The organism is Mucilaginibacter sp. P4_C11 (assembly GCF_056402115.1).
Genome location: NZ_JBFUIA010000012.1, coordinates 29,586 through 44,094 on the forward strand (window position 1 = coordinate 29,586; position 14,509 = coordinate 44,094).

Consider the following 14,509-nt stretch of genomic DNA (forward strand, 5'->3'; position numbering starts at 1 on the left):
TTACTGTTTTTTCAAGCATAGGCTGGTGGATACTCGCAATGACGGTAGTTTTAGGACATCAATTTAACAATAACAGCCTGCCCAGCTTTTACTTACTCAACAAATCCACATACTTCACCTGTTCCGGAAACCAAACGGTCATTTCGCCCTTACCACGGTTGGCCCATGAGTAGTATGGAATAGCCGTTAACGTGCTGGTAACGGTGCTTACATTCTGGTTTGCTTCATCAACGTTAACACTTTTTACATCGGCCTTTAATGTCATTACGCCATTTAGCAAGTCGGCATTATAGCTTGGGGTAAAAACAACATCTTTAGGGATAATAAAACTGCTTGGCTTGCCGGCATTATCCTTCCACTCGGCGCAATACATGATAGGGCCGCGCTGGATGGCTATTTTGCCGTTATCGTCGGCCAGTTTTTCGTTGGCTATTACGCGCTGTACATCCATGGGCAGGGTAAGCTCTACCCTATCGTTCTTTTTCCATTTTTTGCTGATCACCGCATAGCCATGATCCATTTGGTAATCAACAGCTTTACCGTTTACTTTTATTTCTATTTTTTGTGCCGATGGTTTCTCGTAACTGTACAAATCAGACGGGATAGCCTTATCCTGTGCCCAGCCCGGAATACGTATTTTGAGGTTCATATCCATAGCCGATGCCGGATCGATGCTGAATACCAAACCGCCATCCCATGGGTAATTATTTTGCTGGGTAATTTTAAGCGCCTTTTCGGCAACCTTTAAATTTGCCGATCCGCTGATGAACAGGTTTACATACACATCCTTGCCATTTTGGGCGTACATATAACCGGGGATAGAAGGAATTAACCGTACGATGTTGGTTGGGCAGCAGGAGCAGGTAAACCAGCCCGAGCGCTCACGTTCAATATCCGGATGCGTAAAGCTATCGCGGATTTGCATGGCATTGGTATAAAAGAAAGATTTCCCATCGAGCCCAACACCCGAAATTAAGCCGTTATACAGGGTTTTCTCCAACAGGTCGATATATTTTGAATCGCCGTGCAATAAAAACATTCTTTGGTTCCAGAAAACATTGCCGATAGCCGCGCAGGTTTCGTTATAGGCGGTGGTGTTTGGCAGTTCGTAGTTGCCGCCAAAACGTTCACCATCGCCAACAGCGCCTATGCTGCCCTGTACATAAATCTTTTTGCTCACCATATTATCCCAAATCTTATCAATAGCGGCGATGTACTCTTTATCGCCGGTGAGGGCCGCTACATCTGTCATGCCCGAATACAGGTACATTGCCCGTACGGCGTGGCCTTCGGCTTCGTCCTGGTTGGTAACGGGGGTATCATCCTGCCAGTAAACACCGTTCTCGAAAGGATTCTTGCTTTTTTTGTTGTACTCTTTGTGGCCACGGGCATCAATAAAAAACTTAGCCAGGTCAAGATATTCTTTTTTGCCGCTGATGCGGTACAGGCGCACCAGGCCCATCTCAACTATTTCATGGCCAGGTGCAACCGTACGTTTACCGGGACCAAAAGTGCGTACCAGTAAATCGGCGTTTTTAAGGGCGATATTTAAAAAATTGCGCTTGCCGGTAGCCATAAAATGAGCGGCGGCAGCTTCGTACATATGGCCACAATTGTAAAGCTCGTGGCTCATATTCTGCTCGTTCACCCAGCGCTCGGGGCCGGCCCACGCTTGCGGATGTATTGGGTCGATAGTGCGGGCGGTGTATAGGTAGCCATCCGGTTCCTGCGCCTTGCCTACTATGGTAATTATTGAATCGAGGTAATGATCAAGCTGCTTATCTGGATGTACCGCTAACGAATATGATGCGCCTTCGATTGTTTTATAAATATCGGTATCATCAAAGGGGTAAGTAGTACAAAATTTGCCCGAATGGGCTGCCGCCATCTGGAAGTTTTTTACCCTGCCGGTACTTTCGCAACGGGTAAACGATGCCGGAATAGTGGCCGTGCGGTTGGTTTCAATCCGCGAATTCCAGAAATGATCGGCCAGTTTTACACTGGTAAACGGAACCGGCTGAATAGGATAATCCTGCTGTTTTTGTGCAAAGGCCGAAAAGCTGCAGCATACAGCTAATAATAAACAGATGTTTTTACGCATAACGGGTTAATATAATTGGCGATAACAATATAAAGATACTACATTTCAAATGTACATTAATTGTTGTTTTAACACTAATTAATTTTAACTGCTAATAGCAGGAAATTATCCGCTGCACTATTTACAATATAAGCCCTTCTTAAAATCACTTTAAGCGAAATTCAACCAAATAGATAAATTTATATAATTAAAAATCAGTTATTTACATTTTATATAGTACCATGCATTGCATAATACTATATAAAAACATATCTTTATTTTAAACTTAATCATCAGTATATGAAAACAGCATTCCATTTAAAAAAAGCGGTTATTATCATCTTTTTGCTGGTAGCCGGTACCACAGCAGGTTTTGCGCAGTGCGACCAAACCGTAACCTTAACATCATCAAAAACAAGTAAGGTTGATGGCCAGGGTAACACCGACAGCAGGGATGAAAACACCATTGTTACAATTACTAAAACAGATGTAACCATTGTTCCCGGTGGCGACGATCACAAGATGTCGGGAACAATCAGCTCAAAAACCTGCGATTGGAAAACGCCTTTCAAAGAAGGCAAAACCGTTATTAAAGCGAAACTTAGTGATGATAATGGTCATGACAGAACCGCAACCATAACTATCACCGGCGTAGCAGGCAAAGTTACGCTTACGTTTGAAGCCGAGGAAAAGCCGGGAATGAAGATCTTTGTGATAGCGGATAAATTTGAGTAAGCTTTATTGTTTTTGCGTGAGGCGGATGGGGATCTGCCTCATGCCTTGTTTCTCATACGCTTTGCGGCTTGATATGAGTTCCAAAGAAATTAAGAATTCCAAGGTTTTATATGTGCCGAACCTACGGTTCTCATTTACCTCCTGCTTATTTTACACCGGGTTGAAACCCGGCGCTACAATATTGGCCGAGGCTACGCCTCTACTTATTGGTTTGGAGTATTTCTTAGTTCCTGGCCAATTACCCCACTAATGATCATATATTATTGCTACAATATAGGCGGGCGCTATGCCTCTATTTAGCGATTTAGAGTATTTCTTAGTTCCTGACCAATGCCCCCTCGCTAAGGATCATATATTATTGCCGCAATATAGGCCGCCGCTATGTCTCTATTTCCTTGATTTAAAGGATTTCTTAGATCCTGCCCAATTCTCCCCATAAGGATCATATTATTATCGCCACTACAAGCCGGGGCTATGCCTCTATTTTCTTTACTTAAAGTATATCCCCCCCTACCCATACAATTGCAGCTAAGGGCCATAAGCCCGAAACATATTGTAGCCCCGGGTTACAACCCGGGGTAATTTAAAACAATCGCGAAAGTGCTGTAGGCACGGCCCATGTCGCTACACAAAATCTGTCAATAAAATTATTGTCAAAATATCTTGTCAATAAAACTATTGACAAAACGCCTTTATGATAAACCCTCGGAGAGATGGCATTTTAATTTCAGCATCTGTTATACTGAACTATTCCACGCAGGGCGACTGCTTACGTGGTCTCATTTACAATCCTTTCGCACAAAATCGTTAAGAAAAATAAGCTAATCACTTTGCGCCTCTGCGATCTTTGCGCGAAAAACTTCTAACTATAACATAGTTTCTACCCATTATTAAACTTAACCTATTGTTTATGATAAATTTTAATAGCAACAGTACTTTTAGCTACAGAAAAACAACACGTTATGAAAAGAAAATTCTTAACAACTGTATTGCTGTGCTGCTGCTTTTTTGCCTGTTTAGCTGCCATTGCCGATTTTAGCGGAAGCTGGGGCGGAATTTTAACCATGGAGAATGGTGACCAATATCCCTTAACCTACAATTTTAAAATTGATGGTGATAAACTAACCGGCACTGTACAAACCCCTAAAGGCGAACTCCCCGTTGACGATGGTAAAATTAACGGCGATAAATTCACGTTTACAGTTACCCTTGGCGATATCGAAATACCACATAGTGGTAAATTTTACGGCGATTCTATCGGCGTCGACATTGCGGCTAATGGGGTTAAGGCACATACTACGCTGAAAAGGAAGTAGCGTTAAGTTATATTGCAGGCGTTGTTATAAGTTATACAATTCGGCTAAATCCTGCAGGGGAAATGACGTTTATCGCATGGCGGCTACGACTCACCCCGACGACCCCGATAAATATCGGGGCGTCTGCCCCTCGACTGCGTCGCATAGAGGGGCGAAAAAAAGAAAAGAAAAAATGGAGTTCACCCTCTATGCGGCGTAAGCCGGAGAGAGGGTCGGCCAGCGCAACGTAGCCGGGGTGAGTCGTGACCGGCGTTCAAAACCAAATATCTGTGTAAACCCAAACACATGATAAGTAGCTTGTCGAATCATAGCGGGCAAAGACCTCCCCGCACGACCCTTCGACAGGCTAAGGGTGACAGGCATAGGCGTTTCGAAAATAGACATGTAATGGGTACTTTGTTTCAGCATCCCACGTGCTAAGCATATATCATGTGATCCACCTGCCCATGGGCTCCCGAAACAATCGAGATGACTATCATTTTTCAACACCTCATTATATGCTTCCCGGCTATTAAAAACATCATCAATTAAATGCGCTTAATTTTTGATAATTTTGCCCACCTGACTATACTTTGTGTAGTTGTGCCAAACGCAATTTTATGCCAACAACGTATACCAAAACTTTAGCCCGAAAAATTCTTTTTGCGTTCCTTGCCTTCGCCATCATTTTTTCAGTTACAGCGCTTATTGTCCGCACGTCAATTACTAAAAAGTTAGAGAACATTTCTAAACTGGCCAACAACATGGGCCAGGAGAATCACCATCCCGAGCATATATTGTTATTACTGCACCAGGCCGAAGACGATTTCCAGGCGTCGTTACTCAACACCAACAGTAAAAATAGCGACGATTATAAAACAAAGCTAACCTCGGCATTTAACGAACTGGACACTTTGCTTAAAGCACATGCCGATACAAGCAGCCTTAACATCATCCAAAGCAATAAAATAAAGTCGTGGTATCAAAAAAAGTTAACCCTATCTAACCAGCTCTTCGGGCTTAAGCATAATTTCGATTCGCTGCTTACTGTTTATGCTGCATTTAATATAGAAGCCGGCAAGTATGCACAGGAGCTTTCCGGCAACGTCAATAAATCATTTAAAATCCAAACAGATACCGTTAAAAAAATAACGCCGTCAGCAAAAAGGAGCCTTTTTAAACGAATTAAAGATGCCATTAACAATAAAGACGATAAGGCGATATCGGCAATTGAAATCAACCACCGCAACAATTTAAAGGAGGTTAATGCATCTACACAAAAGCTATTAACCAAGGACCAGAAAGCTTATGCCAACAGCCTGAAGCAATTGCAACAACAAAACCTGAAGCTGATAACGATGCAGCGCGAGCTGATTGGCCTGAATTCGCATATCAGTAATGAGCTGGAACGCATTATTAATGATATAAAGGAATTAAATTACAACGCGACGAGCGAGTTCAGGGATATATTGTTTAAAAACTACCAGGAAACCACGGGGTTGTTAAATAATTTCTCGCTTATTGCTTTATTCCTGGTGCTTGTGTTTGCTACGCTGCTCATTTTATTCATCATTCAGCTTAACCGGGCCGAGCTGCAGTTACACAAAGAAATTGAACAATCGGTTACCATTGCCCAGCAAAAAATGGACCTGCTTTTGCATATGAGCCACGAGGTACGTAACCCGCTTACCGCCATCAGGGGCTTCCTGTACATTTTTGGTAAAACCAACCTTACCCAAAAACAAGCCGACATGCTCGATTCTATCAAGCACTCATCGGATATGCTGCTGCGCACCCTGAACGATACGCTGGATGCGGCAAAAATGGAAAACAGCGAGTTTAAAATCAGTACGGAATCTTTTAATCCCGATGATGCGTTAAAAACAGTTGTGGAAAGCATGGAGTTTGGTGCAACTAAAAAGGGGTTAACGTTAGATTACCATTTTAAAGGCGACAAAGACGCTATTTTACTGGGCGATAGCCTTCGGCTTAAACAAATTATGGTTAACCTGCTAAGCAACGCTATTAAATTTACCAAAGAAGGCGGCATCAGGGTAATAGCCGAATTGGTGAGTCCGGAAAATAAGCTGATGGTTGATGTCAGGGACACCGGGGACGGGATTAGTCCGGATCAGCAGGCAAACTTGTTTTCAAAATACTATCAAACCAGTTCATCAAATGGAAAAGCAGGCACCGGCCTGGGCTTATTTATTTGCAAACAGCTGGTAAAGCTGCAGGACGGGCATATTACCGTAAGCAGCAAGCCCGGGGCAGGCACTACCTTTAGTTTTACTATTCCGTATGAAAAAAGCAATACCGCGGCAGTTGTTAAACCCGACACGCTTGACCCTGCGTTACTGTTGAATGGTATTACCATTTTGGCGGTTGACGACAATGAGCTTGATTTAATGTCGTTAAAAATGATACTGGCCCGATGGAATATCAATTTTTTACAGGCAGGCAACGCAAAACAAGCATTAGAGATAATTGCCAAAAACGATGTAAACGTTGTGCTTGCAGCTTTGCCAGCACCTGAAACAGATGTTGCCGAATTATTGACCGCCATACAAAAATCAAACACCTCCGGTAAGTTACCTGTAATTGCTATAAGCGGCGTAACGGCAGCTGCAGAAAAATACTTAGATATGGGGTTTGCCGATGTTATCGAAAAATCTGTTGTAGATACAAAATTGGTGGATACAGTGGTTAAGGTATTAAAACCGAACCCGGTAAATTTAAATTGAACATACAGTAGTGTGGTTAACCAGGCTGTCCGAAGTTTCCGACGAACAGAGGGTAATGCCAAAATCAAATTTTTAAAATAACAATATGAACCAAACCTCATCCTTTCTTGTTAGCTTATTAATAAGCCTGCTATGGATTTTACCGGTAATTCATTTTTATTTAATTATTAGGTTCATAATAGTCAGCCGCAGATATCGGGAGGTAATGTCTTTTCCAACGCATTTAAAATGGCTCATTATAGTGTGCTTAATTCCAATATTAGGATATGTGTTTTTCAACTACTCGACATCCAGGATGATTAAATCACAATCATAGTATCTCGTCTTTATATCCATAAAAAAACTGCGGTTCGAAGTCTCCGACTTCGGACGCTTGTGTCTGTAGTTTGCAACTACAGTAACCTTTTCCTTTAACAGTCAATATTTTATTTGTGATTGTTGTTTGATTCCATTAATATAGCCTATCTCAAACCTTATAACAAATGGAAAATAGATTTTTTACTAAAACAGAATTTCATAACAAATTTGGCAAAGAAATGTCATCCGCGGTGAGTGTATTTGAACAGCGGAAAAAAAGCGGAATGCAGGACAATGCCTTAGCAACATATGATTTCAATTTCATTTCAGATACCAAAGGTAAGCTTGATGCCTTGGCCTCATTTTTAACAAATAATTATGGATATAAAATTGGTGATATCATAAAAAGGGACGACTGTTGGGAAATATCAGGCGAGGCAACTGAATTTCCGGTTGATGAAAATAACCTGATGTATTGGGCACTCGACTTGTATTGCAAAGGCTATGAATTTGATTGTAAATTGAATGGGTACGGGGCCATGGGCGATCCGAAAAACCAGGTATTTCCTAAAATTGATACCAGCCAGGCAGATCATTATTTCAATCTTGCAATGGAAGCCTATAACAAAAGAAATCTCGGAATGGCGATAATCCATTTTTCTACGGCGATTAAAATAAATCCTGACGACCCTAACTCGTGGTATTCAAGGGCGGTGATAAAAGATGAATTGCACACGTGGAAAGCTGCAAGGCGTGATTATGACAAAGCTATCGAAATAGCACCTGATTTTATAGATGCTATAGTAAACAGGGCCGCAAACAAAGATGAAGCCGGGGAACATCAGGAAGCCATCAACGATTATTCAAAAGCTATTGAATTGGATCCCGAAAACGAGATGGCTTATTTTAACCGGGGAAATTCAAAATTGAACATAAAGGATGTTAAAGGGGCTTGTAAGGACTGGCATAAAGCAAAGGAACTTGGTGCACCCTACGCACAAGCCAGAATTGATGTTAATTGCGATAAAACAAGCCTACTGAAAAAAGCTAAAGAATTGTTTAACTGGTAACCCACTGGTAATTACCCGCTGTCAGATTCTGCGACTTCGGACGATTATGCCTGTAGTTTGCGACTACAGTAACCTTTTATATATTTATTCCCAAAGATATCAATATTCAAAAAATCTACTGTAGTCTGGAGAATTCGAACAGCAACATTTTATGTTCAAAAAAACACCCACCGTAGTCTGACGACTTCGAAAAGCAAGATTTCCGCTAAAAATAATCTCTATATCTATTTCTTTTATGCGTCATAATTTAGAGGTTTTGAATAAATTGGGCAATGATTGATACCATTCTTTTTAAGCTCACTATTTTTTTGATATTAGGTTGTATGGCGAATGTAAGTGATAAACCACAAAGCACTATGAATCTTCCGCTTAAACGAAAATTGGACAGCATTATGGTACTGGATCAAAAATATAGAGAGGATCTCGTTTTGCTTATGAGTTCTGGGAATGAAGATTATTTGTCGAAAAAGTACCATGTATCAAAGAATATTTTAAAACAGACACTTTGGAAAAAACAAAACACCATTGACTCTGCCAATATTATTTATATCGCCGCAGTAATTAGAAAATACGGTTATCCTGGCAAATCTCTTGTAGGGTCACCAAGTAACGAAAGTGCTTATTATGTCATTCAACATTCTTCAAAGATTGGGAAATACATAAGAACTATCGAAACAGCTGCTAAAAAAAACGAATTACCGTTTCATTTATTCGCAATGATGGAAGATCGTTTTTTAATGGATACTAATAAAGAACAAATCTATGGCACCCAAGCTACATTTATTACATTAAACGGCGATGCTGTTAAGTATGTAATTTGGCCTATCAAAGACCCTTTACATGTAAATGAGCTTAGAAAAAACGCTGGCTTTGAATTAACGGTAGAACAAAACGCCGAACGCTTAGGGGTTAGCTTTAAAGTTATTGGGCTATCTGAAATTCAAAAAACGAAATAGTGCTTCGAAGTCTCTTCGAACAGCAAAAGTTAAATAACCCTGATTTTAATTAAGGCGAATTCGCCTTAATTAAAAGTGGCGCTGGTTGCAACTCTTTTATTACCATACATTTTTTAAACTACTTCAGCGTATATTTGTCTATTAAATATGCTCATTAAAATATATCCCGAAAATCCGAATCCTAAAGCGATAGAGCAGGTTGTTGAAGTGCTGCGCAAAGGCGGATTGATTATTTATCCTACAGATACCATTTACGGGCTTGGTTGCGATATCACCAACCATAAAGCTATTGAAGCCATTTGTAAAATCAGGAACATTAAACCCGAAAAGGCTAATTTTTCCTTCATCTGCTATGATTTAAGCCACATCTCTGATTATATCAAACCGATAGATAACGCAACGTTCCGTGTGCTTAAAAAGGCGTTGCCCGGCCCGTTTACCTTTATATTTAACGCCAGCCATAAAGTGCCCAAGCTGTTAAGCAGCAACAAAAAAACGGTTGGTATCCGCGTTCCGGACAACGATATTGCCCGCGAAATTGTACGCGTATTGGGCAACCCCATCCTATCCACCTCTATCCGCGACGATGATGATATCGTCGAATATTCTACCGACCCGGAACTGATCCACGAAAAATATGAGAGCCTTGTTGATATCGTAATTGATGGCGGCTACGGCGATAACGTAGCATCAACCGTAGTTGACTGTACCAACGGCGAGTTTGAAGTAATTCGTGAGGGTAAGGGAGATTTGGAGATGTATTTGTAGGCCCCAAGCAAGCTATCCCTGGAACGCTAAGGTCAACCCATATTTTTTAACAAAACAAAAATGTCATTTCGATAGAGTCTGAGGGGGAAAAAGGCAGGCGCGAAAAAGAAATCCTGAACGATTTGCATCACGACCAACTTATCGGAATGCATGGTGTTGAAGATTTCTCCTCACCTCCTGCGCACAAGTCCCTTTCTGGCTCGCTCGAAATGACATTCTAACTTATTAATAGACGAGGTCCAAAAGATGTGGGTGTACGGTAGCTCGAAAAGCGCATTATTTCTTACGGCCTTATTCCCTCAATAAACCCAGGTATCTTCTCCATATAACCTTCCTCGGCCAGCAACTTCACAAACTTACTGCCTACAATAGCGCCGTTTGCGTAAGCACATGCCTGCTTAAAGGTATTATTATCCGAGATACCGAAACCTATGATAGTTGGATTTTTAAGTTCCATTGCTTTAATGCGTTTGTAATAATCTTCGATACTATTGGTTAGCTGCAAGCTGCCGCCAGTGATGGAAGATGACGAAAGCAGGTATATAAAACTGTTGCTCAGTTCGTCAATTTTACGAATGCGATCTTCGGATGTTTGCGGGGTAACCAGGAATATATTGCTCAAGTTGTTATCTGTAAAATAATTGGCGTATTTGGCCTCGTACTCGTACATGGGTAAATCGGGCACTATTACGCCATCTACACCTAATTCAACTGCCTTTTTGCAAAAACGTTCGATACCGTATTGTACTATGGGGTTAAAATAACCCATTAATAAAATAGGGATAGTAACGCGCTTACGTAGTTCGGTCAGTTCTTCAAACAGCACGTTAAGGGTCATGCCATTTTCCAAAGCCTGTTCAGAACTGTGCTGAATTGTTGGTCCATCGGCCACGGGATCCGAGTACGGGAAACCAATTTCAAGAAAATCGGCGCCGGCTTTTTCCAAGGCTTCGGCAATATCAACGGTAGTGTTTAACGCGGGATAGCCCGCGGTAAAGTATATAGATAACAAATTATCCTTTTTGGTAGCGAAAAGCTCGTTTAGGCGGTTCATATTTTAACCCTGTTTAGTAATTATTTTTCAACTCTTAATTTATCCGTAAAGCTCCCTGGCCATAAATTCAATCTGTACCAGGTTAGGCACGTCTTTAAAAAATGAATCAGAGGTCAATTTTGTAAATCCTATTTTAAATGTGTCATTCAGCGGCAGCAGATCTACAGTAAAGCCACCGCTTGCTGTCGGAACGCTGCTATCGTGTCCCTCAAGTAAGCTTCCAACAAATTGAAAACGACCAAGAAACATATGACCGGTTTCTTCTGTCCCAAAATCAGAAACATCACAATTTTTGTTAATATCCACCCCCAGCGCTTCAAATAACTCCCTTATCTCGGCAGGAAAAACCCGATGGCTTATACTATCAAAATATTTGCAGTTTTCGCATCCACAACTTTGCGTTCCCGTTGTTTCAACTTGCTTATATAGCTGTTCGTTTTGTTCTCTATCGGTCTCTATAAGCCAATCGTGATATTTAATTACAGCCACAGCTTAATAGTTGAAGTGCTTAATATAAGTATCCAAATCCTTATCGCCCCGGCCCGAGATACAGATAACAACGTTATCATCGGCTTTGAATGTCATCTTTTCCAGTTGTGCCAGTGCGTGGGCTGTTTCAATGGCCGGGATAATACCTTCCATTTGCGAGCATAATAAGCCTGCCTGTAAGGCCTCATCATCGGTAATGCTGGTATATTGGGCGCGATTTATTTTGTACAGGTGCGCATGCTGCGGACCAATACCCGGGTAATCCAGCCCTGCCGATATTGAGTATGGTTCAATCACCTGCCCATCCTGTGTTTGCATGAGTATAGTACGGCTGCCATGCAGCACACCTTCCTTTCCCAAAAATGTGGTTGCTGCCGAGTGGCCGCTGTTAACACCTTTACCTGCCGCTTCAACGGCAACCAGCTTCACGTCTTCATCATCCAAAAAATGGTAAAACATGCCCATGGCGTTACTGCCGCCACCTACACAAGCCATTACGTATTGAGGTAGCTCGTTACCGGTTTGCTCCAATAACTGTTTTTTAGTCTCCTCGGAAATCACCGACTGGAACCTGGCCACCATATCCGGAAAAGGGTACGGCCCAACCACCGATCCGATGATGTAATGAGTATCAACGGGGTTGCCTATCCAATCGCGCAGGGCCTCATTGGTGGCATCCTTCAATGTTTTACTGCCCGATGTAGCCGGCCTTACCGTAGCACCCAGCATCTTCATACGGGATACATTGGGGGCCTGGCGTTCCATGTCAACCGCGCCCATGTAAACCACGCATTCAATACCCATCAAGGCACAAACAGTAGCTGTGGCAACACCGTGTTGCCCGGCGCCGGTTTCGGCAATAATACGTTTTTTACCTAAGCGCTTAGCCAGCAGAATTTGCCCGATAGCGTTGTTGATCTTGTGCGATCCGGTATGGTTCAGGTCCTCGCGTTTAAAAAATATGTTGGCCCCATACTTTTCCGAATATCTTTTAGCATGATATAGCGGCGAAGGCCTGCCCACATAGTTTTTCAGCAAGTCGTCAAATTCGGCTTTAAAACCGGGATCATTAATAATGTCGATATATTGAAGTCGTAACTCCTCAACATTTGGATAAAGCATTTCGGGGATATAGGCGCCGCCAAAATCGCCATAATAACCTTGCTCGTTAACTCCGTATTTCATTTGTAATAGTTTGCTTGTTGATGATATCAAATGCTTGTTTTAGTTTGCCGGTATCTTTAACACCCGGCGCCGTTTCAAAACGGCTATTTAAATCTACCCCGTAAAATTGCGGGTGGTTAATCTTTTTAATTTCTTCCAGGTTATCAAGGCTGATGCCGCCCGACAAAAAGAAGGGGACATCCAGTTTATAATTTTCCAGCATCCCCCAGTCAAAAGTTTTACCCGAGCCCCCATAGGCGGCAGTTTTTGTATCGAACAGGAAATAGTCTACTTTGTTTACGTAATTATCCAGCTGGCTAAAGTCGAAATTCTCATCCAATCCAAATGCTTTAAACACGGTAACCCTGTCCCGAAAACTGTGACTAAATTCCGGCGATTCGTTGCCATGTAGTTGTATTACATCAAAATTGTAGGCGTGTATTAAAGAGTTGATTATTTGTGCGCTTTCATTCACAAAAATTGCTGTTTTTTTGATGTTTATTTGTAGTTTTTTGAAAGTTTCTGCAGATAATTGACCAATATATCGCGGTGAAAGCCCGTAGCAAATAAAGCCCAGGTAATCGGGGTTTAAAGCGGCAACCGCTTCAATATTTTCTGGATCTTTTAAACCACAAACTTTTATTTTCATGTTTAGTTTTGCAATAGCAGGTTAAAACTATTCAGCGCTTTTTTGCTTAGCAGGGCTTCCTCGGCCTCGTAAAAGCAATCGGCAAAAGTTTTTTCGGGGTTAATAGTCCTGATAGCCAGTGCCGCGTTGGATAGCACCACATTGTTTTGCGCGTTGGTACCATCACCATTAAGCACGCTGCTAAATATTGCTGCAGAGGCACTTACGGTATCGCCACCGGCAATTTCTGATGGATCAAGCTTTTCAAAACCCAGTGCTTCAACGCTATTTATCTTTTCTCCCTCGGCCGAGAAGGTTTTGAAATCGCAGGTAAGGGAAACCTCATCATAACCCTCCAAAGCATTCACTATGGTATATTTAGTGGCCGATTTTTGGTAAAGATAAGCATATACCCTTGCCAACTCCAGGTTAAAAACACCAACCAGCTGGTTTTCAGGCTTCGCCGGGTTAACCAGCGGACCAAGCATGTTAAAAAAAGTTTTCACCCCCAGTTCCCTGCGGATAGGCGCTACCGTTTTCATGGCCGGGTGAAACAGTGGTGCATGTAAAAAGCAGATGTTGGCTTTGTCAATTCCGCGTTTTAGTTTGTCGGCATCGTTGGTAAACTGGTACCCCAAATACTCCATCACGTTTGACGAGCCGCAACCCGATGATACACCATAGTTACCGTGTTTGGCTACCTTATAACCCGCTCCCGCTACTACAAAAGATGCAAGAGTAGATATATTAAAGGTATCCTTACCATCGCCACCGGTTCCGCACAAATCTATCAGTTCGCCGGTTTGCAAATCAATGGGCAGGCAAAGCTCCAGCATGGCATCGCGAAAGCCTTCCAGTTCATCAACGGTAATACTGCGCATACAATAAGCCGTCATAAACGCAGCCATTTGCGAGTTGTTATACTTACCCTGAGCTATGTTTATCAAAATCCCTTTTGATTGCTCCCGGCTAAAGGTTTTGTGTTCGAATAGATGATTAAGTATCTGTTTCATGCCCCCTGGCCCCCTAAAGGGGGTACTTTTTAATTGTTAACTCAACTCCCCCCGACTTTTTCCCTCCCCCTTCAGGGGGCCGGGGGCTAATAAAAAAAGGGTTACCGTATGGCAACCCTTCCTTTGAATATATTTTTTTAAACAAACACGGAATTGCCTTACGATATCTCGTTAAGCCACCACCAATTGTTGTTTAATGCGTTCATTTTCATTTAT

Annotated in this window: 12 protein-coding genes; 6 read left to right on the plus strand and 6 right to left on the minus strand. The window is 42.0% G+C overall.

Annotation, left to right across the window (positions count from 1 at the left end):
* Window positions 1-88: 88 nt before the first annotated feature.
* A complete protein-coding gene (locus AC1DU2_RS12770; RefSeq protein WP_477357701.1) occupies window positions 89-2,101 on the minus strand; it encodes a glycoside hydrolase family 127 protein in 2,013 nt (670 codons plus the stop codon).
* A gap of 279 nt (window positions 2,102-2,380) precedes the next feature.
* Between AC1DU2_RS12770 and AC1DU2_RS12775 the strand changes: the two genes are divergently transcribed.
* The 6 genes from AC1DU2_RS12775 to AC1DU2_RS12800 all read left to right on the plus strand — a co-directional run bounded on the left by AC1DU2_RS12775 (window position 2,381) and on the right by AC1DU2_RS12800 (window position 9,945).
* Window positions 2,381-2,815: a hypothetical protein gene (locus AC1DU2_RS12775; RefSeq protein ID WP_477384808.1), complete on the plus strand. Its 435-nt coding sequence runs from the start codon at window positions 2,381-2,383 to the stop codon at window positions 2,813-2,815.
* A 962-nt stretch (window positions 2,816-3,777) separates the two neighbouring features.
* Window positions 3,778-4,131, plus strand: a complete 354-nt coding sequence (locus tag AC1DU2_RS12780; protein WP_477384809.1) for a hypothetical protein — start codon at window positions 3,778-3,780, stop codon at window positions 4,129-4,131.
* Window positions 4,132-4,730: 599 nt separating this feature from the next.
* Window positions 4,731-6,854, plus strand: a complete 2,124-nt coding sequence (locus AC1DU2_RS12785; protein ID WP_477384810.1) for an ATP-binding response regulator — start codon at window positions 4,731-4,733, stop codon at window positions 6,852-6,854.
* Window positions 6,855-7,336: 482 nt separating this feature from the next.
* Window positions 7,337-8,221 carry a tetratricopeptide repeat protein gene (locus tag AC1DU2_RS12790; protein WP_477384811.1) on the plus strand — a complete coding sequence of 295 codons (885 nt, stop codon included), beginning with the start codon at window positions 7,337-7,339 and terminating at the stop codon, window positions 8,219-8,221.
* 272 nt (window positions 8,222-8,493) lie between these two features.
* Window positions 8,494-9,177 carry a DUF6624 domain-containing protein gene (locus AC1DU2_RS12795; RefSeq protein ID WP_477384812.1) on the plus strand — a complete coding sequence of 228 codons (684 nt, stop codon included), beginning with the start codon at window positions 8,494-8,496 and terminating at the stop codon, window positions 9,175-9,177.
* 147 nt (window positions 9,178-9,324) lie between these two features.
* The gene (locus tag AC1DU2_RS12800; RefSeq protein WP_477384813.1) at window positions 9,325-9,945 is read left to right on the plus strand and encodes an L-threonylcarbamoyladenylate synthase; all 621 of its coding nucleotides are present in this window, start codon (window positions 9,325-9,327) and stop codon (window positions 9,943-9,945) included.
* A gap of 283 nt (window positions 9,946-10,228) precedes the next feature.
* On the opposite strand, the gene trpA is transcribed toward AC1DU2_RS12800, so the two are convergent.
* From trpA to trpD, 5 genes are read right to left on the minus strand one after another with little or no spacing between them, the layout of a single operon-like run.
* Window positions 10,229-10,999 (minus strand): tryptophan synthase subunit alpha, encoded by a 771-nt coding sequence (gene trpA / locus AC1DU2_RS12805; RefSeq protein WP_477384814.1) that lies wholly within the window; start codon window positions 10,997-10,999, stop codon window positions 10,229-10,231.
* A gap of 39 nt (window positions 11,000-11,038) precedes the next feature.
* Complete coding sequence (locus tag AC1DU2_RS12810) at window positions 11,039-11,488, minus strand: hypothetical protein (RefSeq protein ID WP_477384815.1); 450 nt, start codon at window positions 11,486-11,488, stop codon at window positions 11,039-11,041.
* Window positions 11,489-11,491: 3 nt separating this feature from the next.
* On the minus strand, window positions 11,492-12,673 hold the full coding sequence (trpB, locus tag AC1DU2_RS12815; RefSeq protein ID WP_477384816.1) for a tryptophan synthase subunit beta: 1,182 nt from the start codon (window positions 12,671-12,673) through the stop codon (window positions 11,492-11,494).
* Window positions 12,657-13,301: a phosphoribosylanthranilate isomerase gene (locus AC1DU2_RS12820; protein WP_477384817.1), complete on the minus strand. Its 645-nt coding sequence runs from the start codon at window positions 13,299-13,301 to the stop codon at window positions 12,657-12,659. The genes trpB and AC1DU2_RS12820 overlap by 17 nt, the downstream gene beginning before the upstream one ends.
* Before the next feature lie 2 nt (window positions 13,302-13,303).
* Window positions 13,304-14,293 (minus strand): anthranilate phosphoribosyltransferase, encoded by a 990-nt coding sequence (trpD, locus tag AC1DU2_RS12825; RefSeq protein WP_477384818.1) that lies wholly within the window; start codon window positions 14,291-14,293, stop codon window positions 13,304-13,306.
* Between the last annotated feature and the right edge of the window lie 216 nt (window positions 14,294-14,509).

What these genes read in the sequence shown, in the direction of transcription:
- AC1DU2_RS12785 (WP_477384810.1), top strand. Translation starts at nt 4,731, where the DNA reads ATGCCAACAACGTATACCAAAACTTTAGCCCGAAAAATTCTTTTTGCG.
- AC1DU2_RS12775 (WP_477384808.1), top strand. Translation starts at nt 2,381, where the DNA reads ATGAAAACAGCATTCCATTTAAAAAAAGCGGTTATTATCATCTTTTTG.
- AC1DU2_RS12795 (WP_477384812.1), top strand. Translation starts at nt 8,494, where the DNA reads ATGATTGATACCATTCTTTTTAAGCTCACTATTTTTTTGATATTAGGT.
- AC1DU2_RS12790 (WP_477384811.1), top strand. Translation starts at nt 7,337, where the DNA reads ATGGAAAATAGATTTTTTACTAAAACAGAATTTCATAACAAATTTGGC.
- trpB (WP_477384816.1), bottom strand. Translation starts at nt 12,673, where the DNA reads ATGAAATACGGAGTTAACGAGCAAGGTTATTATGGCGATTTTGGCGGC.
- trpD (WP_477384818.1), bottom strand. Translation starts at nt 14,293, where the DNA reads ATGAAACAGATACTTAATCATCTATTCGAACACAAAACCTTTAGCCGG.
- trpA (WP_477384814.1), bottom strand. Translation starts at nt 10,999, where the DNA reads ATGAACCGCCTAAACGAGCTTTTCGCTACCAAAAAGGATAATTTGTTA.
- AC1DU2_RS12780 (WP_477384809.1), top strand. Translation starts at nt 3,778, where the DNA reads ATGAAAAGAAAATTCTTAACAACTGTATTGCTGTGCTGCTGCTTTTTT.
- AC1DU2_RS12770 (WP_477357701.1), bottom strand. Translation starts at nt 2,101, where the DNA reads ATGCGTAAAAACATCTGTTTATTATTAGCTGTATGCTGCAGCTTTTCG.
- AC1DU2_RS12820 (WP_477384817.1), bottom strand. Translation starts at nt 13,301, where the DNA reads ATGAAAATAAAAGTTTGTGGTTTAAAAGATCCAGAAAATATTGAAGCG.
- AC1DU2_RS12800 (WP_477384813.1), top strand. Translation starts at nt 9,325, where the DNA reads ATGCTCATTAAAATATATCCCGAAAATCCGAATCCTAAAGCGATAGAG.